At 65.6% G+C, this 23,346-nt stretch carries 21 protein-coding genes and 1 other RNA gene; 5 read left to right on the forward strand and 17 right to left on the reverse strand.

Going from position 1 to position 23,346, the window contains the following annotated elements; all coding sequences use genetic code 11:
• Nucleotides 1-19: 19 nt before the first annotated feature.
• From KAR29_RS09515 to KAR29_RS09535, 5 genes are all read right to left on the reverse strand, one after another.
• The gene (locus tag KAR29_RS09515) at nucleotides 20-1,639 is read right to left on the reverse strand and encodes a CTP synthase (protein WP_274372763.1); all 1,620 of its coding nucleotides are present in this window, start codon (nucleotides 1,637-1,639) and stop codon (nucleotides 20-22) included.
• A gap of 174 nt (nucleotides 1,640-1,813) precedes the next feature.
• The gene (locus KAR29_RS09520; RefSeq protein ID WP_274372764.1) at nucleotides 1,814-3,103 is read right to left on the reverse strand and encodes a M23 family metallopeptidase; all 1,290 of its coding nucleotides are present in this window, start codon (nucleotides 3,101-3,103) and stop codon (nucleotides 1,814-1,816) included.
• Nucleotides 3,104-3,266: 163 nt separating this feature from the next.
• Nucleotides 3,267-4,616, reverse strand: coding sequence for a transcription termination factor Rho (rho, locus tag KAR29_RS09525; protein ID WP_274372765.1), 1,350 nt, complete (start codon nucleotides 4,614-4,616; stop codon nucleotides 3,267-3,269).
• Nucleotides 4,600-5,265 carry a fructose-6-phosphate aldolase gene (fsa, locus tag KAR29_RS09530; RefSeq protein WP_274372766.1) on the reverse strand — a complete coding sequence of 222 codons (666 nt, stop codon included), beginning with the start codon at nucleotides 5,263-5,265 and terminating at the stop codon, nucleotides 4,600-4,602. The genes rho and fsa overlap by 17 nt, the downstream gene beginning before the upstream one ends.
• 54 nt (nucleotides 5,266-5,319) lie before the next feature.
• Nucleotides 5,320-5,826 carry a hypothetical protein gene (locus tag KAR29_RS09535; protein ID WP_274372767.1) on the reverse strand — a complete coding sequence of 169 codons (507 nt, stop codon included), beginning with the start codon at nucleotides 5,824-5,826 and terminating at the stop codon, nucleotides 5,320-5,322.
• Between the two features lie 168 nt (nucleotides 5,827-5,994).
• Here KAR29_RS09535 and KAR29_RS09540 point away from each other — a divergent pair, with 168 nt between their 5' ends.
• The gene (locus KAR29_RS09540) at nucleotides 5,995-6,486 is read left to right on the forward strand and encodes an ECF transporter S component (RefSeq protein WP_274372768.1); all 492 of its coding nucleotides are present in this window, start codon (nucleotides 5,995-5,997) and stop codon (nucleotides 6,484-6,486) included.
• On the opposite strand, the gene KAR29_RS09545 is transcribed toward KAR29_RS09540, so the two are convergent.
• The 10 genes from KAR29_RS09545 to KAR29_RS09590 all read right to left on the reverse strand — a co-directional run bounded on the left by KAR29_RS09545 (nucleotide 6,452) and on the right by KAR29_RS09590 (nucleotide 13,918).
• Nucleotides 6,452-7,330 carry a DUF4392 domain-containing protein gene (locus tag KAR29_RS09545; RefSeq protein ID WP_274372769.1) on the reverse strand — a complete coding sequence of 293 codons (879 nt, stop codon included), beginning with the start codon at nucleotides 7,328-7,330 and terminating at the stop codon, nucleotides 6,452-6,454. The two genes, KAR29_RS09540 and KAR29_RS09545, sit on opposite strands and share 35 nt — an antisense overlap.
• 10 nt (nucleotides 7,331-7,340) lie before the next feature.
• Complete coding sequence (gene pfkA / locus KAR29_RS09550; RefSeq protein ID WP_274372770.1) at nucleotides 7,341-8,300, reverse strand: 6-phosphofructokinase; 960 nt, start codon at nucleotides 8,298-8,300, stop codon at nucleotides 7,341-7,343.
• 83 nt (nucleotides 8,301-8,383) lie between these two features.
• Nucleotides 8,384-9,613 carry a replication-associated recombination protein A gene (locus KAR29_RS09555; RefSeq protein ID WP_274374961.1) on the reverse strand — a complete coding sequence of 410 codons (1,230 nt, stop codon included), beginning with the start codon at nucleotides 9,611-9,613 and terminating at the stop codon, nucleotides 8,384-8,386.
• Between the two features lie 74 nt (nucleotides 9,614-9,687).
• Nucleotides 9,688-10,641 (reverse strand): HAD family hydrolase, encoded by a 954-nt coding sequence (locus tag KAR29_RS09560; RefSeq protein WP_274372771.1) that lies wholly within the window; start codon nucleotides 10,639-10,641, stop codon nucleotides 9,688-9,690.
• A 224-nt stretch (nucleotides 10,642-10,865) separates the two neighbouring features.
• A non-coding RNA gene (gene ssrS / locus KAR29_RS09565) (6S RNA) lies at nucleotides 10,866-11,046 on the reverse strand.
• 34 nt (nucleotides 11,047-11,080) lie between these two features.
• On the reverse strand, nucleotides 11,081-11,740 hold the full coding sequence (locus tag KAR29_RS09570) for a nucleotidyl transferase AbiEii/AbiGii toxin family protein (protein WP_274372772.1): 660 nt from the start codon (nucleotides 11,738-11,740) through the stop codon (nucleotides 11,081-11,083).
• Nucleotides 11,698-12,000 carry a DUF6922 domain-containing protein gene (locus KAR29_RS09575; RefSeq protein WP_274372773.1) on the reverse strand — a complete coding sequence of 101 codons (303 nt, stop codon included), beginning with the start codon at nucleotides 11,998-12,000 and terminating at the stop codon, nucleotides 11,698-11,700. Before KAR29_RS09575 ends, KAR29_RS09570 begins: the two co-directional genes overlap by 43 nt.
• A complete protein-coding gene (gene wecB, locus KAR29_RS09580) occupies nucleotides 11,997-13,145 on the reverse strand; it encodes a non-hydrolyzing UDP-N-acetylglucosamine 2-epimerase (RefSeq protein ID WP_274372774.1) in 1,149 nt (382 codons plus the stop codon). Before wecB ends, KAR29_RS09575 begins: the two co-directional genes overlap by 4 nt.
• Nucleotides 13,146-13,163: 18 nt before the next feature.
• Nucleotides 13,164-13,766, reverse strand: coding sequence for an ATP-binding protein (locus tag KAR29_RS09585; protein WP_274372775.1), 603 nt, complete (start codon nucleotides 13,764-13,766; stop codon nucleotides 13,164-13,166).
• Nucleotides 13,760-13,918 (reverse strand): hypothetical protein, encoded by a 159-nt coding sequence (locus KAR29_RS09590; RefSeq protein ID WP_274372776.1) that lies wholly within the window; start codon nucleotides 13,916-13,918, stop codon nucleotides 13,760-13,762. Before KAR29_RS09590 ends, KAR29_RS09585 begins: the two co-directional genes overlap by 7 nt.
• A 263-nt stretch (nucleotides 13,919-14,181) precedes the next feature.
• Here KAR29_RS09590 and KAR29_RS09595 point away from each other — a divergent pair, with 263 nt between their 5' ends.
• From KAR29_RS09595 to glgC, 4 genes are all read left to right on the forward strand, one after another.
• On the forward strand, nucleotides 14,182-16,530 hold the full coding sequence (locus tag KAR29_RS09595) for a DUF3536 domain-containing protein (protein WP_274372777.1): 2,349 nt from the start codon (nucleotides 14,182-14,184) through the stop codon (nucleotides 16,528-16,530).
• A gap of 23 nt (nucleotides 16,531-16,553) precedes the next feature.
• The gene (glgP, locus tag KAR29_RS09600; protein ID WP_274372778.1) at nucleotides 16,554-18,287 is read left to right on the forward strand and encodes an alpha-glucan family phosphorylase; all 1,734 of its coding nucleotides are present in this window, start codon (nucleotides 16,554-16,556) and stop codon (nucleotides 18,285-18,287) included.
• A 195-nt stretch (nucleotides 18,288-18,482) separates the two neighbouring features.
• Nucleotides 18,483-19,949: a glycogen synthase GlgA gene (gene glgA, locus KAR29_RS09605; protein ID WP_274372779.1), complete on the forward strand. Its 1,467-nt coding sequence runs from the start codon at nucleotides 18,483-18,485 to the stop codon at nucleotides 19,947-19,949.
• 144 nt (nucleotides 19,950-20,093) lie between these two features.
• The gene (glgC, locus tag KAR29_RS09610) at nucleotides 20,094-21,353 is read left to right on the forward strand and encodes a glucose-1-phosphate adenylyltransferase (RefSeq protein WP_274372780.1); all 1,260 of its coding nucleotides are present in this window, start codon (nucleotides 20,094-20,096) and stop codon (nucleotides 21,351-21,353) included.
• A 139-nt stretch (nucleotides 21,354-21,492) separates the two neighbouring features.
• Here glgC and KAR29_RS09615 read toward each other — a convergent pair whose 3' ends face one another.
• On the reverse strand, nucleotides 21,493-21,921 hold the full coding sequence (locus KAR29_RS09615; protein ID WP_274374962.1) for a hypothetical protein: 429 nt from the start codon (nucleotides 21,919-21,921) through the stop codon (nucleotides 21,493-21,495).
• Nucleotides 21,922-22,055: 134 nt separating this feature from the next.
• The gene (locus tag KAR29_RS09620; protein ID WP_274372781.1) at nucleotides 22,056-23,165 is read right to left on the reverse strand and encodes an acyltransferase family protein; all 1,110 of its coding nucleotides are present in this window, start codon (nucleotides 23,163-23,165) and stop codon (nucleotides 22,056-22,058) included.
• Between the last annotated feature and the right edge of the window lie 181 nt (nucleotides 23,166-23,346).

Below are 23,346 nucleotides of genomic sequence, written 5' to 3' on the forward strand. Positions count from 1 at the left end.
CCTTCAGCGTTCGCGTTCCTCAATCGGGAGCCGAATCCCTTTCCCTCTTCCCGGCCAGAGCGGCGGCCACGAAATCGCGGAAGAGCGGCTGGGATTTCACGGGACGCGATGTGAACTCAGGATGAAACTGAACGCCGACGAACCAGGGGTGGTCGGCCATCTCGACGATCTCCACCAGGTTCCGGCCGGGACAGATCCCGGCGACGCGGAGTCCCTTGGCCTCCAGGCGATCGAGGTACTCGTTGTTGAACTCGAAGCGATGGCGATGGCGCTCGTGAATCAGGGGTCGACCGTAGGCCCGCCGGGAACGGCTTCCCTCGACGAGCTCGCAGGGATAGGCGCCGAGACGCATCGTTCCGCCCATGTCCTCGACGCACTTCTGCTCCTCCATGAGATGGATGACGGGACTGGGCGTGGCCGGGTCGATCTCGACGCTGTTGGCGCCGACGATGCCGCAGACGTTGCGGGCGAATTCGACGACGGCCACCTGCATCCCCAGGCAGAGGCCGAAATAGGGGATTTTTTTCTTCCGGGCAAATCCCGCGGCGGCGATCTTTCCCTCGACGCCGCGGGAGCCGAAACCTCCGGGAACGAGAATGGCGTCGACGCCCGAAAGATGGGCCTCGGCCCCGTCGCACTCGATCTCCTCGGCCTCGACGGGACGCATCCGGACGCGGCAGCCGTTGGCGATTCCCGCGTGGAGGAGGGCCTCGACGACGCTCAGGTAGGCATCCTTGAGGGCCGTGTACTTGCCGACCATGGCGATCTCGACCTCCTCCTCGGCGTCGGTGAAGGTGGCGATGAAACGCTCCCAGTCGCTCAGATCGGGGGCATTCCCGTCGGCAAGGCCCAGACGGCGCAGGACGAGGCCGTCGAAATCCTGGGCGAAAAGCTGAAGGGGAACCTTGTAAATGGTGTCGGCGTCGAGGGCCTCGACGACACAGTCCTTGGCGACGTTGCAGAAGAGGGCGATCTTGTCGCGAAGATCCTGGCTCAGAGCGAACTGGGAGCGGCAGACGATGATATCGGGCTGGATGCCGATGCGACGCAGCTCGTTGACGCTGTGCTGCGTCGGCTTCGTCTTCAGCTCGCCTGCGGCGGCGATGTAGGGGACGAGGGTGACGTGGCAGTAAAGGACGTTTTCCCGGCCCACGCGGGAGATCATCTGACGGATGGCCTCGAGGAAGGGCAGGCCCTCGATGTCGCCGACGGTGCCGCCGATCTCGCAGATGACGATGTCCTGCCCCTCGGCGACGGCGAGGACGCGCTGCTGGATCTCGCTGGTGATGTGGGGAATGACCTGGACCGTCGCGCCCAGATAGTGTCCCTCCCGCTCCTTGTCGATGACGCGGGAATAGATCTTCCCCGTCGTCACGTTATTGGACGACGTGAGCGACTCGTCGATGAAACGCTCGTAATGGCCCAGATCGAGATCGGTCTCGGCCCCGTCGTCGGTGACGAAGACCTCGCCGTGCTGGAAGGGGTTCATCGTCCCGGCGTCGACGTTGATGTAGGGATCGAGCTTGATGATGGAGACCTTGAAACCCCGTTTTTTGAGCAACACACCCAACGATGCCGCCGTGATCCCCTTGCCGAGAGACGAGACGACACCGCCGGTGACAAAGACGTATTTGGTCATTCCCTTCCAGACCTCCCCGGTAAAATTGGCTCCTCTGGAGCCTCGCGGTCATCCAAAGCAACGATACTACCACAGCTTCTCCCCGACGAGAGCGAAAAGGCCTAAAAGAGACTGGACCGGAGTCGGCCTCCGGTCCAGTTTAATCGATCCTGTCCCTCCCGTCACGGACCTCCGTCAACGGAGCACCTTGAGAGGATTCGTCGGTGAGTTGTTGATGCGGACCTCGAAGTGAAGGTGCGGCCCCGTGCTGCGCCCCGAGGAGCCCACCAGGGCGACGGCCTGGCCTGCCGAGACCTTCTTCCCCTTGGCGGCGAGGAGCTTGCTGCAGTGGGCGTAAAGGGTCGTGTAGCCGCCGCCGTGGTTGATGACGATGACCCGTCCGTAACCGCCCATCCAGCCCGAGTAGACGACGGTTCCCGCCTTGGCCGCCACGATGGTCCTTCCCGACGGGGCCCTGATGTCGAGGCCCGTGTGGAAGTCCTTCCGGCCGCTGAAGGGATCGCGACGCCAGCCGAAGGGGCTGCTGATGCGACCGGCCACGGGCCAGCGGAAACCGCTGAGCGCCGCCGACGATCCGCTCCGTCCGCTCGTGGCCGCCACGACGGGTTTGGCGCCGGGGAGAAAGACCGACTTGCCCGCCTCGAGGCCGGCCCCTTCGGCGAAGCCGTTGGCCAACGTCACCGCCTCGGGATGGACGCCGAACTTCTTGGACAGCGCCGCCAGCGTATCGCCCTTCTGCACCTTGTGCAGCACGCCGTCCTGGTTGGGGACGAGAAGCTTCGTGCCCGGGGAGAGGACATCGGGATTTTTGAGCGTGTTGCAGCCGAAGAGCGTGTTGATGTCGAGATTGAAGTTGTTGGCCACGCTCCAGAGCGTGTCGCCCTGCTGGACGACGTACTCCTTCATCTCCAGAGGAGCGGCCTCCTTCTGCTTGATCTCCTCGACCTTGGCGCGGCGCCCGATCTCCTCCAGCACGAAGGACACGTCCTCCGGGGAGCGGGGAATCAGAAGAAGCTGCCCCTCGACGAGACGGTGAAGGCTCTTGAGGCCGTTGGCCTTGGCCACGTCCTCGGGCGTCACGGAGAGACCGTTACAGATGGCGCTCAGCGTCTGGCCCGAAGCCACGACATGCTCCTCCCACCGGGCGAGCTCGACGTCGCCCGACGCCCCGCTCGCCTTGAGGGATTTCTCCCCGGCGGGAGTCAGTTCCTTGAGGACGAGTTCTTCTTCGAAGAGGGAAGGGCCTTCAGGAAGGGGGCCGATCCCGAGGGACCGGGCCGATTTGCTCTGAGTGGCCGACAGCCCCCCCTCGAAGGGAAGGCCCGTGGCCGACATGTCGACGACGATGAATCCCGAGGGGACCGTCGCCGCCGTGGCGTGAAAACTGTCGGGAAGGTCGCTCCAGAGACCGCCGCCAGCACGTTCGCTGGCCGCGACGGATAGATAAACCGTGCCGCTGATCATGACGACCAGCAGAAGAATGAATCCGAGCCTCCCCGCTCTGCGGCGGGACCTGGTCGCTCTCTGCCAACCCAAACCTTCTCACCCCGTTTCTGGCCACGACGCCGATGGAAATCGATAAACCTCGCCGACCATTATAAAGCGACGAGGCGGAGAGGGCAATCGATCAGGTAATTTTAATTGTCTTCAGAAAATCCACGTTGGACACCGTGTTTTTGATCTTGCCGATGATGAGATTGAGCACTTCGGCCTCGTCGAGACTGGAAATGCGGCGACGGAGGAACCAGACCCGGGCCAGTTCGTCGGCGTCGAGGAGGAGCTCCTCGCGTCTCGTGCCCGACCGGCCGATATCCACGGCGGGGAAGATGCGCTGCTCGGCCAGTTTCCTCGACAGGTGGACTTCCATGTTTCCCGTTCCCTTGAATTCCTCGTAGATGACCTCGTCCATGCGGCTTCCCGTGTCGACGAGGGCCGTGCCGACGATGGTGAGGCTTCCTCCCTGCTCGATGTTGCGGGCCGCGCCGAAGAAGCGCTTGGGGAAATAGAGCGCCGCGGGGTCCATGCCGCCCGAGAGCGTCCTTCCCGACGGGGGGACGATGAGGTTCGACGCCCGGGCCAGGCGGGTGATCGAATCGAGGAGGAGGACGACGTCCTTGCCCACTTCGACGAGGCGCTTGGCCTTCTCCAGCGCCAGGTTGGCCACTCGCATGTGCTCCTCGGCGGGGCGGTCGAAGGTGGAGGCGATGACCTCGCCCGCCACGGACCGGGCCATGTCGGTGACCTCCTCGGGGCGCTCGTCGATGAGAAGGACCATGAGGATGACGTCGGGGTGGTTGGTCGTGACGGCGTTGGCGATTTTCTTGAGGATCGACGTCTTGCCCGCCTTGGGCGGAGAGACGACAAGGGCCCTCTGGCCCATGCCGATGGGGGCGAAGAGGTCGATGAGGCGCGTCGAAACTTCCTGAGGCGTCGTCTCGAGGTGGAAGCGCTTGTCGGGGAAAAGGGGAACGAGCTGCTCGAAGTGGGGCCTGCGACGGGCCGCCTCGGGATCGGAGAAGTTGACCATCTCCACCCGCAGAAGGGCCTCGTAGTGCTCCTGTTCCTTGGGGGGGCGGACCAGGCCCCAGACGACATCTCCGTTGCGAAGACCGAAGCGCCGGATCTGGGAGGCCGAGACATAGATGTCATCGTCGCCGGGAAGAAGTCCCTCGTGGCGGAGGAAACCGAACCCCTCGGCGAGGACTTCCAGCGTTCCGCCGCCCAGGCGGAACCCCATCTCCTCGGCCTGATGGCGCAGGACGGCGATGACGAGATCGTCTTTGCGGAGCGACGAGGCGCCGGTGACGCCCAGGTCGCGTGCCAGCCTGCGGAGATCGGTCAGAAGGAGAGAGCTCAGATGCCCGTAGGAGTGGCGAGGTCGAGGAGCCGCCTTGGGCTCCTGGATCTCGGGCACCGCCTCGGCCTCGACGGCGGGAGAGCCCTCTCCGCTGTAGTCGTCGCTAGGCCCGATCGCCATGGCGGCTCCTGTAGCTCTCCCAGTCGGCGACGAAGGAGGCGATTCCCTTTTCCGTCAGGGGATGATGAAAGATCTGTTTCAGGACCTTGAAGGGCAGAGTGACCACGTCGGCTCCCGCCAGGGCCGCCTCCGCGACGTGTCGGGGGTGGCGTACGCTGGCGGCGAGGACCCGGGTCGTCACCGACCCGGCCCGGAAGGCCGAAACGATCTCCCGGACGAGTCCCATGCCGTCCTGTCCGGTGTCGTCGAGGCGCCCCACGAAGGGGCTGACGTAGGTGGCTCCGGCCGCCGCGGCCAGCAGAGCCTGGTTGACGGAAAAGACGAGGGTGACGTTGGTGGCCCTTCCCTCGCGAGAAAGGGTCCGGACGACGCCCATGCCCTCGGGCGTCATGGGAATCTTGACGACGACATGGGGACTCAGAAGGGCCAATTCCCGGGCCTCGCGAAGCATGGCCTCTCCCTCGAGGGAAACGGCCTCGGCACTCACCGGACCGGCGACGATGTCGGCGATGGCCTTAACCCGTTCCCGGAAGGAAAGGTCGCCCTCTCGGGCGACGAGAGAGGGGTTCGTCGTCACACCGTCGACGACACCCCAGGCCGCAGCCTCCCGGATCTCCTCCAGGTTGGCCGTATCAAGAAAAAAACGCATGTTCCAACTCCTCCTCGCTGATCGGGAAATCTTCCACGGTTCCCGGGCGTCCCGCTACGCCCGGGCTTCTTGCCGCTCTCGGGCCTCCGGCTCTCCCTGGAGATCGTCCTGTTCCGGCTGTTCCTGAGGTTCTTCGACGGAAAAATCCAGACGAAAGGCCTGGCGTCCTCCCTCGGAGATGGTGACGCCGTACTCCCCCACAGGCAGAGGCGCCCCATCCTCCCGTACGAGATAGAAGGCCTTGGTCCCTTCGGAGGACTCGACAGACAGAGACTCTTCATTAATGAGATGATTTTGATAAAACCAGCGGACCTGGAGGCTTTCGCCTTGGCGGGCAAGGCGGAAGCGGAAGCGGACGCCCAATTGACGGATGCCGAAGGAGAAGGGGGAACCTCCGCCGAGGGGACGAAGCTGCTCGTCCAGCTCCTCGCAGACCGAGACATCGAGGACCTCGCAGCTGGCCACGATGCCGCTGCCGCGGAGAGCCCAGCCGAGCAGCAGGGCAGAAAGAACCGTTACGGAAAAGACGAAAGCCAGGGGGAAACGGCTGCTTTTCTTCATTATAGCGCATCATCTCCCATCGAGAAGGGAAGGAAGCCTGCGAAACCGTGTCCAGAAAGGAGGAACGGGAGGGGTCCTCTGGATCTTTTCGGGAGCTTGGCACAGACGCTAGAGTTAAGGACAGGCCCCCACCTGAAGGAGGGGCGATCCGAAAAGGAGTGAACGCTCGTGGAAGGAGAACGAAAGGAAACTTCGAGAACGATAGCGCTGGGCGCCCTCGTGGCTGCCGCCGTGGCCGTGGCCACGATGATCCACATTCCCGTCCCGGGCTTTCGCCTCTACTTCAACTTCGGTGAGGGCGTCCTCTACGTCGCCGCCCTCACCTTCGGAGCCCGCTACGGCGCCGCAGGGGGATTGGGCGCCGCCCTGGCCGACCTTCTCCTGGGCTACCCCCTCTGGGCCCCTCTCACGCTGGCCATCAAAGGCGCCGAGGGGTACGTCGTCGGCCGTCTCGCCCCCAGGGGACGGATCGTCGCCCTCCTGGCCGGCGCGACGATCATGATCGTCGGCTACACGACGGCCGCCGGCTTTCTCTACGGCTGGAAGGCCGCTCCCGTCGAACTGGCCACGGACCTCGTCCAGACCGGGATGGGAGGGGCCTTCGCCCTCTTCTTCGTCCCCCTTCTCAGGAGGCGCCTTTTTCTTCCGGAGACGAGGTGAACGTCCTCCAGAGGCTCTGAAGCTCGGCGACGAGCTCGCACTGCACTTCGAGGGGGAAACCGTCGACGGAGGGCTCGGGGAGACCGGAGACGCCGTCGACGGCTCCGGCGGCCACGAGTGCCCGCAAAAGCCGCTCCTCCTCGTCGGGGTCGTGACCGAGCCAAATCCCCCTCCGACAGGAGAGAAGGGCACCGAGGGCGTAGGCCCCCCAGTTGGAGACATCGACGGCCAGAGCGACGTCGGCCGGGACACAGCATAGGGAAGGGGCGAATTCGGGACGGGTGGCGGAAAGCCCCTCCAGGAAAGAGGCCATTCCCGCCTCGTTGCCGCCGTCTCCGATGGACAGGAGAGAGACGCCGCGAAGAGGGGCCTCTAGGGCGGCTCCGTCGAGAGGAGCCGTGACGGAGGAGATGTCCCGCCCCCGCATGTTGCGGAAGGTCCCGTCGCGACAGCGGCCGGGGCGCTCCACATAGAGAAGGAGATCGGGATCCCAGGACCAGATTTCCCCGGGCTCGTCGACGCAGAGGAGGGGGGGGCCGTCGCCGAGGGCGGCGGCCCCGGCGGCGACGACGTCGAAGCAGAGCGAGTCGGTGACGACGATCGCTCTTTTTCCGTCCCGCTCCAGGGCCCGGGCGAGGACGAGAGCGCCGCCGGGACCGTCGGTCTCGGCGGCCTTCGCCTCCAGGACATAGAAGCCGGTGATGACGGCGACGCGCCTCTTTGCCTCCAGAAGGGCCAGGGCCTCCGTCCAGTGATCGGACCTGCCCATCGGGGAGGCACCCCGACGGGGACGGTCACTGGCCACCAGACCCATCAGGCCATGGACCCACGCCTCCTCTTTCACTCGTCCCACCTCAGATGCTGAGCTTCTCGACGAGATCGAGAAGCTCCGTGTTCAGCTCTTTCTTCTGCTCCCAGGCCAGCGAGAGGGGCACCAATTCCATGCCTCCTCGGCGGTAGGCGGCCATGACGCCCGTCTGCCCCTCGACGAGGCCCGTCAAGGCGGCGGCTCCCATGCGGGAGGCCAGGACGGCGTCGAAGGCCGAGGGGCTTCCTCCGCGCTGGATGTGTCCCAGGACGGTGATCCGCGAGTCGTAGCCTCCCGTGTCGAGAAGCTGGCCGGCAAGCTCGTGGGCCGCCATGACGCCCTCGGCCAGGACGATCAGGGAGTGGGTCTTGCCCCTCTTGCGGGCATAGTGCAGCTTGTCGCAGAGACGGGGCAGATCGACGGGCCTTTCGGGGACGAGGACATATTCGGCGCCGCTGGCCACGGCCACCTCGAGGGCCAGGAAGCCGGCCTCCCTTCCCATCACCTCGATGATGAAAAGGCGATCATGGCTGCTGGCCGTGTCGCGGATCTTCTTGACGGCCTCGAGGACGGTGTTGAGAGCCGTGTCGAAGCCGATCGTCATGTCCGTTCCGGCGATGTCGTTATCGATCGTCGCAGGAACGCCGACGACGGCGAAACCGCGCTGGACGAGTTCCCAGGCTCCCCTGAAGGAACCGTCGCCGCCGACGACGACCAGACCGTCGATGTCGAAGCGTTTGAGCTGCTGGAGGGCCTCGTTGATCCCTTCGGGGCGGCGGAAACGCTCGCTTCGGGCCGTCCTGAGGATGGTCCCCCCCCTGTGGATGATGCCGCCGACGGAGCTTTTGGTCAGGGGGATCAGGTCCCCCTCCAGAAGCCCCTCATAGCCCCTCCGGACGCCGACGACCTCTATATCCCGGAAAATCGCCGATCGGGCGACGGACCGTACGGCGGCATTCATGGCCGGAGCGTCGCCTCCGCTGGTCAGAACGGCAATACGTTTCATCCTGGGCCTCCTTTCTCGTTTCCCACGCCGTTCATCCTAGCATGGGCGGACCGGCGGCGGAAGGGACCCGCCCCGTGAGGGCACTACTCTTCTTCGCGGAAACGCCTCCAATACCCCTTCAGCGGAGCCGCCAGACGGGGCTCTTCGCCGAGGCGGCCCGGGAAGTAGTAGCGCCGGATCTCTTTCATGTAGGCCTGGGGAACCCAGTGGCGCTCGTCGTCATGGGGGTAGAGATAGCCCGTCCCATGAGGTCGGAGCGGCTCGGGCACCTCCTGCAGGGGACCCGATTCGGCGTCGGCCACGGCGGCGTTGACGGCGCGGTAGGCGCTGTTGCTCTTGGGGGCCAGGGCCAGATAGAGGGCCGCTTCGGCGAGGATGATCCTCGCCTCGGGATAGCCGACGCGATCGGCGGCCTCGGCCGAGGCCGTGGCGATGAGAAGGGCGCGGGGGTCGGCCAGCCCCACGTCTTCGGCGGCGAAGATGAGAAGACGACGGGCGATGAAGCGCAGATCCTCGCCGGAGGCGACCATCCGTCCGAGCCAGTGGAGGGCGGCATCGGGATCGGAACCGCGCAGGCTCTTGATGAAGGCCGAAATGACGCCGTAGTGGTCGTCCGAGGCCCGATCGTAGCGGCGATAGGCCCCGGGAAGGGAGGCGCCCAGGGCCTCGACGGTGAGACGACGCCCCATGGAGGCCGCCAGGGAGCTCACGGCGACTTCGAGACGCGTCAGGGCCTGGCGGGCATCTCCGCCGGCGCTCCGTGCCAGGGCCAGGAGCGCCTCTTCGTCGGCCTCGACGGACAGGGCGCCCATTCCCGACTCGACGTCGGAGAGGGCGCGACGGAGAAGGGCCGTCAGTTCCGCCTCTCCTAGAGGCTGAAGCTCGTAGACGACGAGGCGGGAGAGAAGGGTCTTGTTGATCTCGAACCAGGGGTTCTCCGTCGTCGTTCCCACGAGGATCAGGTCGCCCCTCTCGACGGAGGGAAGAAGGGCGTTCTGCTGCGATCGGTTGAAGTGGTAGATCTCGTCGACGAAGGCCAGGGCGGCACGGCCGCCGTTGCGCTCCTTGAGGGCCAGGGCCTCGTCGACGAGCTGGCGGAGATCGCTCACCTTGGACGTCACGGCGTTGATCTCCAGAAGAGACCGCCCCGTGGCCTGCGCCATGAGCCGGACCAGCGTCGTCTTTCCCACGCCGGGGGGACCGTAGAGGATGGAGCCCGGCACCCGTCCCGCCTCGAGGAGACGGCGCAGGGGGGCTCCGACGCCGACGAGGTGGCTCTGCCCCAGGAAGTCGTCGAGGGTCCTGGGCCTCATCCGATCGGCCAGGGGGCGCTCCCAGGGGCCTTTAGGCCTGGCTTCCCCGGGAAAGAGAAGGGTTCCGTCCTCGCTCACCGCAGGACGCCTCCGAGCCAAGGGGCGATCTCGACCTCGCCTCCCTCCTGCTCGACGACGGAGACGAGGGGATAGCGCTCCCCGATCAGGTGGCCGACGGCGAGGGAGAGAGGCTCGCCCATCCACCGCCTCGCCAGGGCGGCCGACGCCTTCCACTGCAAGGGAGAGAGGGTCGCCCCCGGAGGGACGGTCAGTCGCCCCACGCCGAGCGAGGCCATCTCCAGGGCGCAGCCGATCGGGTCCGCCTCGGCCTCGGCCAGGGAGACCGACAGTCCCCAGGCCCGCTCCAGCCACGGCCGCCCCCGCTCACGGACGAGGTCGCGGTATTCCCAGGGGACGAGGGGCTCAGGATCGGAGAGAGAGTCGACGAGGTCGGTCAGGGCGGGGAAGGCCACGTCGGGCCAGTCGATCCACGAGGGATCGGCGCGCTGGACGAGAACGGATCTCATGCCGGCCCGCCGGGCCCCGATGAGGTCGTAGAGGAAGTCGCCCACGAAGACGGCCGACGACGGGTCGACGCCGAGGGCGTCGGAAGCGCGCCAGAGCGCCTCGGGAGCGGGCTTGACGGGACCGTCGTCGCGGCTGAGCGTCACGGGTGGCAGGACCAGGCCGATCCGCGAGGCCGCTTCCTCCATGGCGCCGCGGAAATTGCGGGAGACGACGGCCCAGGGCAGCCCCCTTTCGGCAAGCCAGCCCAGGAGCTCGTCGGCTCCAGGGACGAGAGTGGCCTGCCGGGCGCCTTCCATTTCGAGAGCCTCCACGTCGCGGTGAAAGGCCCGGCGCTCCTCCTCGGGAAGCCCTTCGGCCGCCTCGAGGAGAGGGACCCGCCGCCCCCCGAAATAGCGGCGACGGAGGGGGCCGAAATCGAGACTCGTCTCGGCCAGAACGCCGTCCCAATCGAGCAGAAAGGCCGAAGCTCCGGCCGGATGCCAAAAGGGCGCCGCAATCATATCCTCCCCCCCTTTGAAGACGAATGAAGACAAAAAAAGGGTGCGAGTTCCCTCGCGCCCTTCCTGTCGAAAGAAAGATCCTTTGACCGAGACGGAGGCCGCCTCTTTCCCTTCGAACCCATCAAATGACGGGACCCTCTCGCCCGGAACGGGAAGCGACCACCAACACTTCCCCGTCTGCCACGCTCGCGAAAAGGAGAAAGGGACCTGAAAAGCATTCCGTCAAAAACCCCGCAATGCCGTCGCATGAAGGCCTTGACCCGGTCCCTATAAGAATGGAAGCCTTCCCCTCCTTAGCTTCGGTGACGAACAGGCGTCTCCTCTGCCGGAGCGGAGCCCGGCCTCCGCAGGTTCGAGTGTTGGCTCAAGGCACTTCATACATGTCAACGAACACCGCAGGGATTTTCTTTGCCCCATTATACCACGGCAGACGGAAGTCTCAACGGGGGAGCTCCTCGGGAGAAAAGAAACGTTCCAGAAGATAGACCTGCTCCCGGAGAAAAAAACGCTCCATCTCGGAGGGATCGAAGGGCTTGAGCAGGGTGGGACAGATGTCGTTTCTGGCGTCGTCGAAAAAGGCCAGGCTCTTCACGAGATGGTAGGCGTTGATCCGACGGCGGGGAAACTTGCTCTCGACGAGGCGGAAGAGGTCGCGGGGCGTCAGCCCCTGACGGGCCAGCTCGTAGAGGTCGATGAAATCCTTGAGGGCTCCTCGATCGGCCAGGGCCGCCAGCTTCATGACGCCGATGTCGACAGGCGAGGCCAGACGGAGCGCCTCCAGATCGGGAACGAAGAGAAGGGGCCGGAGGAGCGGATTGGGATAGTGAAGCCACGTCACGCGGACGCCGTCGAGAACGGCGTGAAAGGTCCCTCGGGCCGTCTCGGAGATGACGAGGGAGCCGATCCCCTCGAGGCGACGGCGAAGACCCTCGATATCGAAATCGTCGGGAACGAACCAGTCGAAGTCCTCCGAATGGCGATGGCCGAAGAGCAGGGCCAGAGCCGTCCCTCCGGCCAGATAGGCCCCGGAGACGGGAGGCGTCTCGACGAGCCGCCTCAGAAGTACCCGTCGCGGCTCGTCGAGAATGTCCCAAAACATCGCATCTCCCCCTCGTCGAGGCCGAAGAGGTTCTGCCAGCACCGGGCCGTCTTCGGCGTCAGCCTCCGGCTTTCACGGACGACCGTCGCGATCTTCTGCCGGCCGTAACGATCGACGATCCATCGCAGATGCCCCTCGTCGCCCCAGTTGAGGGCCCGCTCGACGATAAGGCGCCAGTGACGCCCGCCATCGAGCTGCTCCCAGTCGACGTCCCAGAAAAGGGGACGGAAGCTCTCGGGAAGGGGTCCGCCGTCGGTCAAGAGAGGATCTCCTCCCCGGCCGCATAGACCCAGTCGGCAGGGCGGGGGCCGCAGCCCAGACGCCAGGCGACGGCGCGGGCGATCCGCTCCCCGGCCCGCCCGTCTCCGTAGGGATTGGAGGCCGCCGGAATCTCTCCGGGCCTTATGCCCCTGTCGAGGAGCAGAGAGAGCTGGGACCGGACCCCGTCGGGGTCGGTGCCGACAAGGCGCAGGATTCCCGTCAGGAGCCCCTCGGGGCGTTCCGTCACGTTTCTCAGCACCGCCACGGGGACCCCCAGGGAGGCGCCCTCCTCCTGGAGGCCGCCCGAGTCGGTGACGATGAGACGGCTCGCGGCCAGAAGGGCGGCCATCTGACCGTACTCCAGGGGATCGAGGAGGACGAAGTTGGGCACCTCCGAGAGGACGGGGACGACGGCCTCGCGGACGACGGGATTGAGGTGAACGGGATAGACGAACAGATGATCGGGGAAAGCTCGGGCCACATCGGCCAGCGCGCCGGCGAGGGCACCGAGGCGGGGCCAGTTTTCGCGGCGATGGAGCGTCACCGCCACCACCTCCCCTCCTCGCGGCAGGGGAGGAAGCTCTCCCCTGCCCGCGGCGAAGCGGATGGCGTCGACGGCCGTCTGGCCGGTGACGACGAGGCGATCCGGGTTCTTGCCCTCGTCGAGGAGATTCCTCCGGGCCCCCTCCGTGGGGGGAAAATCGAGATCGGTGATGACCGACGTGAGGCGGCGGTTGGCCTCCTCGGGAAAGGGCTCGGCGAGACGGTGACTTCGGAGTCCCGCCTCGACGTGGCCGACGGGGATGCCCTCCAGAAAGGCGGCCCAGGCGACGACGAACGTCGTGAGCGTATCGCCGTGGACGAGGACGTAGCGGGCCTCCATCTCCCTCAGAGCCGAAGCGGCCTGGGGCAGGATGCGGGCGGCCAGCTCGGGCAGGGACTGACGTTCCGTCATGACCTCCAGGTTCCGCTCGGCCTCGAGACCGAAGAGTTCCATCGCCTGGAGGAGCTGTTCCCGATGCTGTCCCGACAGAAGCACCAGAGGGGCAAGACCCTCCGTCTTTGCCATGGCCAGATATACGGGCGCCATCTTGATCGCCTCGGGACGGGTCCCGAAGGCCAGAACCACACGTTTTCCCGTCAAAGCAACGCTCTCCCGTCTTTATGAAGGTTCGTGGCGGAGCCGAGACGAGGTCTCGACCCCCTTTGCCGACGAGGCCGCCCCGATCTCCTCCAGGTTTTCCGACAGGTAGGACCGAAGCCACTGGGCCACGTCGGGCGTCCGAAGCATTTCGCGATCTTCCAGCACGTCGACGATCTCCTTGCTGTCGAAGACGAATTCCCGATCGTCGACGCGATGGCGGTAGATCCAGCGGATCTGGGGATGGCCCGCCAAAAGCGTCACGAGCGTCGAGGCGACGTCGCCCAGAGGGGGCCGGTCGATATGATCGTAACGGAAAGAGGCCTTCAGTTTCGTGCCCTCGCCCAGCCGCGATTCCAGAGTGAGGCCGCCGCCGCAGGCCTCGGCCGCCTGTTTCAGGAAGGGAATGCCCAATCCGACGCGTCGCGTCGTACGAGTCGTGAAGAAAGGGTCGTAGACTTTGGAGCAGCGGTCCTCATCCATCCCTCGGCCGTCATCTTCGACGGAGAGAAGAAGCCAATCGTCGCGCCGAAGCTCCTCGAGAAGGATCGTGACCGTGTCGGCATCGGCTACGGCGCTGTTCTCGGCGATATCCAGGATATGGCAGGAGAGATCTTCTAACATGGCCGATCCTCCATCGCACGCGACGAAAGGGGCTCTTCCCCCGGCAGACGACGGACCGAGCCGCCGAAGAAGCCGGAAGGCTCCTCCCCGTCGATGTCGCTCACGCCTTCGGGCCCGATCGTCTTCCGTCCCTTAATCTGCAAGGCTGCCATCAAGGCTTCTCCCACCCTTCAAGATCGCCCGGCCCGGGAGCGGGCGACACGCCCTCCCCTGCGGACCGGGTCCGTTTAAAGCCCCCCGAAAGAGCCCGACGGCCACCGGCCGACCGGGCTTGACCATACCATCTCGGCCTGAAGGTGGCAAGAATTGTGCCCATGATTTACCCCTCCCTGAAGGGAGGGGTAACGGCACACCGGACCGGGAACGACTATAATCGAAAGGGAAGTTCGGTGCCTTATCTGCGGGAGGTGACGGAATGCGCGCATTGGCCCTCCACGGCCATTTCTATCAGCCACCCCGGGAAGATCCCTGGCTGGACGACGTCCTCCTCGATCCTTCGGCGGCGCCGGCCCACGATTGGAACGAACGCGTCGCCGTCGAATGTTACCGCCCCAACAGGGCCGCCCGCCTCGTCGACGCCGAGGGGCGCATCGTCGCCATCGTCGACAACTATCGCCATCTGAGCTTCAACGTCGGACCGACGCTCCACGGCTGGATCGAGCGCCACGATCCCGTCCTGGACCGACACATCAAGGGAGCCGACCGCCAGGGCGGAGGGGCCATGGCTCAGGCCTACAACCACATGATCCTCCCCCTCGCCTCGGAGAGGGACCGCCTGACCCAGATCCGCTGGGGACTGGCCGACTTCCGCCACCGTTTCGGCCGCCCCTCCGAGGGCTTCTGGCTCCCCGAGACGGCCGTCGACGAGGCCACTCTCGACGATCTGGCCCTCTGCGGCGTCTCCTTCGTCCTCTTGGCGCCCCATCAGTGCGCCGCCGTCTCGCCCCCCCGAGGCCCCTGGACGGAGACGCCCCAGGGCAGGGGACTGGACGTCACCCGCCCCTACCGCGTCGACCTGCCGTCAGGCCGTTCCATCACGGCGATCTTCTACCACGGCCCCCTCGCCCAGGCCCTGGCCTTCGGCGATCTCCTCAAAAACGGCGACGCCCTGGCCGAGGCCCTCCTCGAGGCCCTCCCGTCGGGACGGGAGGAACCGTCGCTGCTCACCGTCGCCGTCGACGGAGAGACCTTCGGGCATCACCACAAGTTCGGGGAGATGGCCCTCTCCAGGGCCTTCCGGCTCCTCTACGGCTCCCGCGGCGACACCTGCGTCACGACGCCTGCGGCCTTCCTGGCCGAACACCGGGTCACATGGCAGGCACGGATTCTCCCGAGGAGCTCCTGGTCCTGCGCCCACGGCCTGGAGCGATGGAGAAGCGACTGCGGCTGCCGCACCGGAGGAGACCCCTCCTGGCATCAGCGATGGAGAGGGCCTCTCCGACAGGCTCTGGACGCCCTGAAGGGGGCGGTCGACGAGGCCTTTTCCTCCCTCGAGCCCCTCGTCGGCGACGTCTGGCGCTTTCGCGACGAGGCCGTCGCCCTCTACCTGACGGGACGTCATTCGCCCAGGGAATCCTTCCTGGCCCAGCGACTGGGCGATTTCGACGAGGTCCGGCGCCTCTCGATCAGGACCCTGCTCGAGGCCCAGCGCATGGCCATGTTCATGTACACCTCCTGCGGCTGGTTCTTCAACGACGTGGCCGGCATCGAGACGGCTCAGATCATCGCCTACGCCCTGAGGGCCTGCGACCTGCTCCATCAGGCCACGGGCCGCGACGTCCTCCCCGATCTTCTCAGAGACCTGTCGAAGGCCGAGGGCAACCGCCCCGACCTTCCCGACGGAGCCGCCGTGGCCCGATCCCTTCTTCCGAGGAAAAGGGATCTGGCCCGCATCGCCGCCGAGTCCGCCCTGGCCGAAAAGGAAAAGGTCTATTACGCCTTCGACCTCGACAAGCGGGAACAGTCCCTCCGCAGCGGCGAATTCCGGCTCCGCCTGGCGACCGTCACCCTCCGGGACCGACGGACGGGAAAGACCTGGCAGGGGGAGACGGCCTGTCTCTCCCAGGGGGCCCTCGACGACGTCTGCCGCCTCCGGGAGGGCCCCCCCTCGCCGTCGAGGGAGCTGAACCGCCTTTTCTACGAGGGAGATCTGCTGGAGCTGTCGCGCCGCCTCGAGGCGGACTATCCCCTCGGCCCCTGGAGAATGGCCGACCTTCCTCCCGACGAAGGACGCGCTCTGGCCTTCGATCGGACACGGCGCGCCCAGGAGCGCTACGCCGCCCAGGCCGAGGCCGTCACCGACGACAGCCGGCGCCTGCTCGTCCAGCTCCATCTCATGGAGGCCGCGCCTCCGGCCTACCTGAAGGCCTCGGCCGAACTGGCCCTGGAACACCGCCTCGCCTCCCTCATCGAAGGGACGCGGGCCCTCGATCTGCTTCAGGAGGGCTCTCCCCTGGCCGACCTCCTCGAGGAGGCCCACGCCCTGGGATGTCGGCCCGAACTGGCGCTTCTGGCCCCCCGGCTGGCGGAGGAGCTGCGCCAGCTGATCCGGCGCTCCAGGCTGAAGGGGGACAGCGAGGGCTTCTCCCTCGCCGACAGGGCCCTGACCCGAGCCCGCCATCTGTCTATCGACATGGACGTCACGAGACTTCAGAATGAGACCTGGCGGGCCCTGGAGACCGAGCGCAACCTTTTGGGCGACGACCTGCTGCGCCTGGCCGATCATCTGGGATTCGCCGTTCCCCGCCCCTATCAGACGAGCTGAACGAAAGCAGGAGGGAAGAACCCATGACCATGACCTACGGCCGCCACATCGGACATGCCCTGAAAGACATGATGGAAAAGGACCCGGCCTTCCGCACCGTGGCCTATTTCTCGATGGAAATCGGCATCAAGGCCTCCATCCCCACCTATTCGGGAGGCCTGGGCGTGCTCGCCGGCGACATCCTCAAAAGCAACGCCGACCTGGGCGTTCCCATCGTCGGCATGACCCTCCTCTATCACAGAGGCTACTTCAACCAGAGCCTCGACGACGAAGGCTACCAGAAGGAGACGGCCGTCTCCTGGCAGCCCGAGCGGGAGCTGCGCCTCCTTCCCAACCAGGTCTCGGTCTACCTCGAGGGACGGGAGGTCAAGGTTCGGACCTGGGTCCACGAGCTGACGGGCCTCAACGGCTACCCCGTTCCCGTCTATTTCCTCGATACCGACTTCGAGGGGAACACGGCCGACGACCGCAGCTTCACCTGGTATCTCTACGGAGGCGACCAGCGCTACCGCCTCTGCCAGGAGACGATCCTCGGCGTCGGCGGCCTCCGCATGCTCCGCGACATGGGATACAACAGCCTCGAGACCTTCCACCTCAACGAGGGACATGCCGGTTTCCTGACGCTGGAGCTCCTGCGGGAACAGGGCTACGAAAGCTACGACAAGATCCGCGAACAGATCGTCTTCACGACCCACACGCCCGTTCCGGCCGGTCACGACCATTTCCACTACGAACTCATCGACCGGGTCATGCCCTCCGTCTTCTCGGGACAGCTGCGGCGCATGATGCCTCCCGAGGGCGTCTCCATGACGGAACTGGGCCTCCGCTTCAGCCGCTACGTCAACGGCGTCTCGCGAAAGCACACGGAAGTGAGTCGCAACATGTTCAACGACCCCAAAATCGACGGCATCACCAACGGCGTCCACCCCGGCACCTGGACGGCTCCCGGCTTCAAACGCCTCTACGACGCCTACGCGCCGGGGTGGCAGCACGACCCGGGACGGCTCGTCCAGGCCCTCCAGATTCCCGACGAGGAGATCTGGAAGGCCCATCAGGCGGCCAAACTGCGCCTCGTGGCCAAAGTCCTCGAACTGACGGGACAGCAGCTCGACGCCGACGTCCTCACGATCGGCTTCGCCCGCCGGGCGGCGACGTACAAGCGTGCCGATCTCCTTCTGACCGACGTCAAGCGCCTTCTCAGCATCGCCTCGGGACAGGTCCAGTTCCTCTTCGCCGGCAAATCCCATCCCCACGACGAAGGGGGCAAGGCGATGATCCGGCAGATCTACAGGGCCTCGCAGGAACTGGGCTCGACCATCCCCATCGTCTTCGTCGAGAACTACGACATGGAGATCGGAGCCCTTCTCACCCAGGGCGTCGACGTCTGGCTCAACAACCCCAAACGCCCCCGCGAGGCCAGCGGCACCAGCGGCATGAAGTGCACCCTCAACGGCGTCCTCAACTTCTCCGTCCTCGACGGCTGGTGGATCGAGGGGTGGATCGAAGACGTCACGGGCTGGTCCATCGGCCCCGAATCGAAGGAGGCCGAGCTGATCGACTACGACGAAAGCCAGGACGCCGCCGACCTCTACGGCAAGTTGGAGGAGAAGATCATCCCCGCCTACTATCGGAACCGGGAGAAGTGGGTCTCGATGATGAAGCACACCATCGCCCTCAACGGCAGCTATTTCAACACGACCCGCGTCGTCCGCGAATACTGCGAGAAGGCCTACGGCGTCTCCTTCCGGGGCCTCTAGAAGTCTGTCGGACTTCTCTGAAAAGGTCAATTTGGCCTGACCCATAAGACGGAGAACTTGACTTCAAGAACGAAGCATTTCTTTCGGACAGCACAAAAGGGCATCGATCAACTACCGTCAGGCCAAACCCGGCAGACTCCTCGCGATCGAAGGGCTTCGCCCCTTTCGATCCGATCTTTCACAGGGAGGTGTCTCATGGAACGGTTCCCCCGGCAACCGAGGGTCCTCCACGTGGCGACGGAGATGGCCCCTCTATCCAAGGTCGGAGGCCTGGGCGACGTCGTCGGCTCGCTGCCCAAGGCCCTCCGATCCCTCGGAATCGACGTGCGGGTGCTGACTCCGGCCTGGCCCGGCGTCCTCGACGCCCTGCGGCGGAGAGGGGCCCCTCTCCGCCGCGTCCGCGAGAAGATTCACGTGGCCCTTCGCTGGCAGGTCTTCTCGTCGCGCCTCTGGAAAAGCGAGATCGACGACATCCCCCTCTACCTTCTCGACAACGAGGAGCTCTTCTCCGACTTCCACATCTACCCCGAGTCGCTCACGGCCGATACGGCTCTCCCCTTCGCCCTTCTTTCCATGGCCGCCCTGGAGCTCCCCCGCCGGGAGAGCTGGAGGGCGCAGATCCTCCACAGCCACGACTGGCCCACGGCCCTGCTTCCCGTGGCCCTTCGCTGGCATCGCCACTATCGTGACGTCAGCGACGCCTACGAATCGGTGCTGACGATCCACAACCTGGCCCATCAGGGCATCCTCTCCCCCTCGGTTCTCGACGAGTGGGGCCTCGACCGCAGGAGCTTCACCCTGGAGGGCCTCGAGTATTACGGCCAGATCAATGTTCTCAAAGGCGCCCTCCTCTCGGCCGGAGCCGTCACCACCGTCTCTCCCAGCTACGCGTGGGAGATCCAGACGGAACAGGGAGGCATGGGCCTTCACGGCGTCCTCGCCGCCAACCGGGACAGGCTCTCGGGCATTCTCAACGGCCTCGATCTCGATACCTGGGACCCCTCAAACGACGCCACCCTTCCCTCCCCCTTCTCCGCCGACGACCTTTCCGGCAAGAGGATCTGCCGCCTCCGCCTTCTGGAGAGCCTGGGATGGGAGGACGACGAGCGCCCTCTGGTCTGTTTCATCGGACGCATCGTCGAACAGAAGGGAATCGACCTCCTCCTCCCCTCCCTCGAGACGCTCCTCGAGTCGGGCAGCCGCCTCGTCATCGTCGGAAGCGGCTTCTCCCTGTTCGAAAAGGCCCTTCAGGAAAGGGCCTCGCGTCTGCCGGGCCTAGCCGTCCACATCGGTTTCAGCGAGGAGCGGGCCCGCCTTCTCTACGCCGGAAGCGACATGCTCCTCATGCCCTCCCTTTTCGAACCCTGCGGCCTCTCCCAACTCATCGCCCTCCGCTACGGGACGGTGCCCATCGTCCGGGCCACGGGAGGGCTGGCCGATACGGTCATCGACGCCGACGGGGCTCCCGACGGCTACGGCTTCCTCTTCTCCGACTACAACCCCGACGAGCTGATCGCCGTCTTCAGACGGGCCCTTCGAGCCTACGGCGACCGCACCCGCTGGAGCGGAATCCAGCGTCGGGGCATGGGCCGCGACTTCTCCTGGAAGGCCTCGGCTCAGGCCTACGAGCGGCTCTACCGCCGCCTCCTCGCCCTGGACTGAGGGGGCGAAGGAGGCGGATGAAATTTTCTTTTTGTTTATTGAATTAGATATATTTAAACAAAGCCTTTCCTAGGCTACAATGGACAGAGGCACGGCCATCTCTCGTCCTCGGGCTCCTGAGGCGACTTGAGGAGGGTTCCTTCCATGATCTACGGAAAATACGGTCGCGTTCTCGGCATCGTCCTTGCCGGCGGCAAGGGAGAGCGGTTGATGCCCCTGACGAAATACCGGGCCAAACCGGCCGTCCCCTTCGCCGCCAAATACCGCATCGTCGACTTCGCCCTCTCCAACCTCGTCAACAGCGGCGTCTTTTCCATCTACGTCCTCGTCCAGTTCAAGAGCCAATCCCTCAACGAACACGTCGAACGGGGCTGGCAGTTCGGCGGGGCCCTTCGGGGGCGGGACTTCTTCATCACCGTCGTCCCCGCCCAGATGTGGCGGGGCGAACACTGGTTCCAGGGAACGGCCGACGCCGTCTACCAGAACCTCCACCTCGTCACCCTCTACAACGCCGACCGGATCTGCATCTTCGCCGCCGACCACATCTACAAGATGAACGTCGAAGAGATGCTCGACTTCCACCAGGCCAACGGTTCCGACGTCACCGTCGCGGCCAACATCGTCCCCCGCTCCGAGGCCCACCAGTTCGGCTGCCTCTTCACCGACGGGACGGGACGGATCACGGGTTTCGTCGAAAAGCCGGCCGATCCCCCCGAGATCCCCGGCCGGCCGGGCTACAGCTACGTTTCCATGGGGAATTACATCTTCGAGAGGGAAACCCTCGAGGAGGCCCTCCTCGAGGACGGCCAAATGGAAGGAAGCAGCCACGATTTCGGGAAGGACATCCTGCCTCGCCTTTTCGGCCGCTGCCGCATGTTCGCCTACGACTTCTCCGCCAACCGCATCCCCTACGCGGAGAAGATCGACCGCCCCTACTGGCGCGACGTGGGAACGCTCAAGGCCTACTGGGAGGCCCACATGGACCTCCTCCAGCCCGACTCGCCCATGACGCTCTACAACGCCCAATGGCCGATCCGGACGGTCTCCTTCGCCGATCCTCCCGCCTTCAGCTACCCCTCGAACGGGAAGACCTGCTCCGTCATCGGCACGCTCCGCGCCGAGGGCAGCCGCGTTCTGGGCGGCGTCGTCCACCGTTCCGTCCTCTCCCGCAACTGCACCATCCTTCCCGGGGCCGTCGTCGAGGAGTGCATCATCGGGCAGAGCGTCGTCATCGGCGAAGACTGTCGCCTCCGCCGCGTCATCGTCGACGCCCACAACCGGATCGCGGCCGACACCGTCATCGGCTACGACCCGGAAAGCGACGCCCTCAACTACCACTACGACAGGGATTCGGGCATCACCGTCGTCTCCATGCCCACGATGAAACTCCGGACGGAAATCTAGACGGCAAAGGAATCCCGGCAGACCGGCGCGGCTCTCCTCCGGAAAGAGAGCCCTCGCGCCGGTCGCGAGCCCCGGCGACGCGAACCGGGGCCCCCTGCAGGGGGCCCCGGTTCGCGTCGCCTCTTCGGCATCGGGCCGATCAGAGGATGAGCTTGCTCCCGCCGGGTTTCTTCCCGCTGAGCCGGTCCAGCTGGGAAAGGGCGCTGGCAGGGGCGACGTCGATCTTGGGCTTCGTCGCCTCCTTGGCCGCCATCTCCCTCATCTTGGACTCGTACTCCTCCATCGTCCTCCTGATCGCGGCGGCATCGCCCTTGATCCACTGGAGGAGGCTTTCCGCCGCGGCCTCCATCATCTCGTCATCGGGCATTTCGTCGACGAGGCCGAGGTCGACGAGGAGGCGGTGTTCGTCCCTGACGGACTGGAGCACATCCTCGTCGGAGAGGAGCCCCTTCTTGTAGAGGACGCGGGCCAAGACGTTGAAGCGCGTCTTCTGATTCTCGGCCCCGTAGGCCAAGCTCTCGACGCGGGCCAAAAGCATGGAAATGATCTCGTCCAAACTGATCTGCATCGCCACGAACGATCCCTCCTCACGAATTCCCGGCCATGATAACACGCGCGAAGGAGACTCAAAAGGGCTCCCGCCTCCCGTCGGTCGGAATTCCCCTCCGACCGACGGGAGGGGAACGATCCTTTTCCTCTCCTTCAGAAGATGCGCCGCAGAAGAGGAAGGCGCCGCAGTCCCTCCACGGTCAGGAGAAAGCAGAGGCCGCAGGTGCCGACGAGGGCGACGACGAACTTGACGGCACCGGGAAAAGAGAGGGGAACGAGCAGCGCCGCAAGGGGCATGAGGATCATCTGGTGGAGCCAGTAGACGCCGTAGGAGGACTCGCCCAAAAGACGCCATCGCGGCGAAGGACGGTTCAGAAAAGCCGAGCAGACGAGCAGGAAGAAGGAGCCCATGGAGAGGGAGGCGAAGGCGTAGGCCATGGCACGAAGCGCCTTCGCGCCGAGGGCGTCACTCTGGGCGAACCGGAAGGGAAGAATCACGACGACGAGGGCCCCGAGGAAGGCCCCCAGAGCCGCCAGAGGGAGGACCTTTCTCCCTACTCCCGGACCGTCGAACCAGCCGTCGCGCCAGGCCCTTCCGCCGAGACAAAAGGCCGCCAGGTAGGAGACGATCCGCGCCGGCTGGAAGTAGAGAGGCCCCAGGGAGATCCAGAGGTCGTGATGCCAGCGGAGAGAGGAGAGGAAGAAGGTCGCGGAGGCGAGCCCCCACCAGAGGAGCATCCCTCGGAGGGGCGAGAGCCTCGAGGCCGAGGGACGGCGGAGGGAAGCGGCGAAGGCGAAGAGGAGGAAAAAGGCGAGGAGGACGCCGAGGAACCAGAAATGAGCCTGCTGATAGGCCGGTCCGATCCAGAGGGTGCGGACGAACGCCCAGTGGGAGGAGGGCAGGGGAAGACCGAGGGACTTCCATGTGGCCCGGGCGAAAAGGGGGGCGAAGAGCAGGACGCCGACGCCCCAGGGAAGGCCGATGCGAAGGAGCTTGTCCTTCAGGAAGGCGCTCCTTCCCCTGCGCTCCAGGGAGAGGGGGGCGAAATAGCCGGAGACGAAGAAAAGGGCCGGCATGGGAAAGGTGTCGGTGACGAGCACCCAGGCGAGGAAAAAAAGGCTCCTTTCGGGATCGATCACGTACCACCAGGCCGGGACGTGAGCCATGTAGACCATGGCCGCATGAAGGCTCACCACGGCGAAGACGAGAAACGTCCGGTAGGCGTCGAAAAAGGCGATTCGCGCCGCCCTCTTTTCTTGCATGCAAGACACCGATCCTTTCGGCACACCCTCGCCCGATGAAAAGGTTCGCCAGGCGACCTTCGGCCCTGCCCTCCATCGAATGACGGGCGGCTTCCGCAGGGCCCGCGGAGTGCCGCCAGCGACCCCGTCAGATCCTGCCTCCGCCCGGGCGACCGAGGGACACGGGACAGCCCGAGGAGAG

Origin of the sequence: Aminithiophilus ramosus, from assembly GCF_018069705.1 — a bacterium.
GTDB lineage: Bacteria > Synergistota > Synergistia > Synergistales > Aminithiophilaceae > Aminithiophilus > Aminithiophilus ramosus.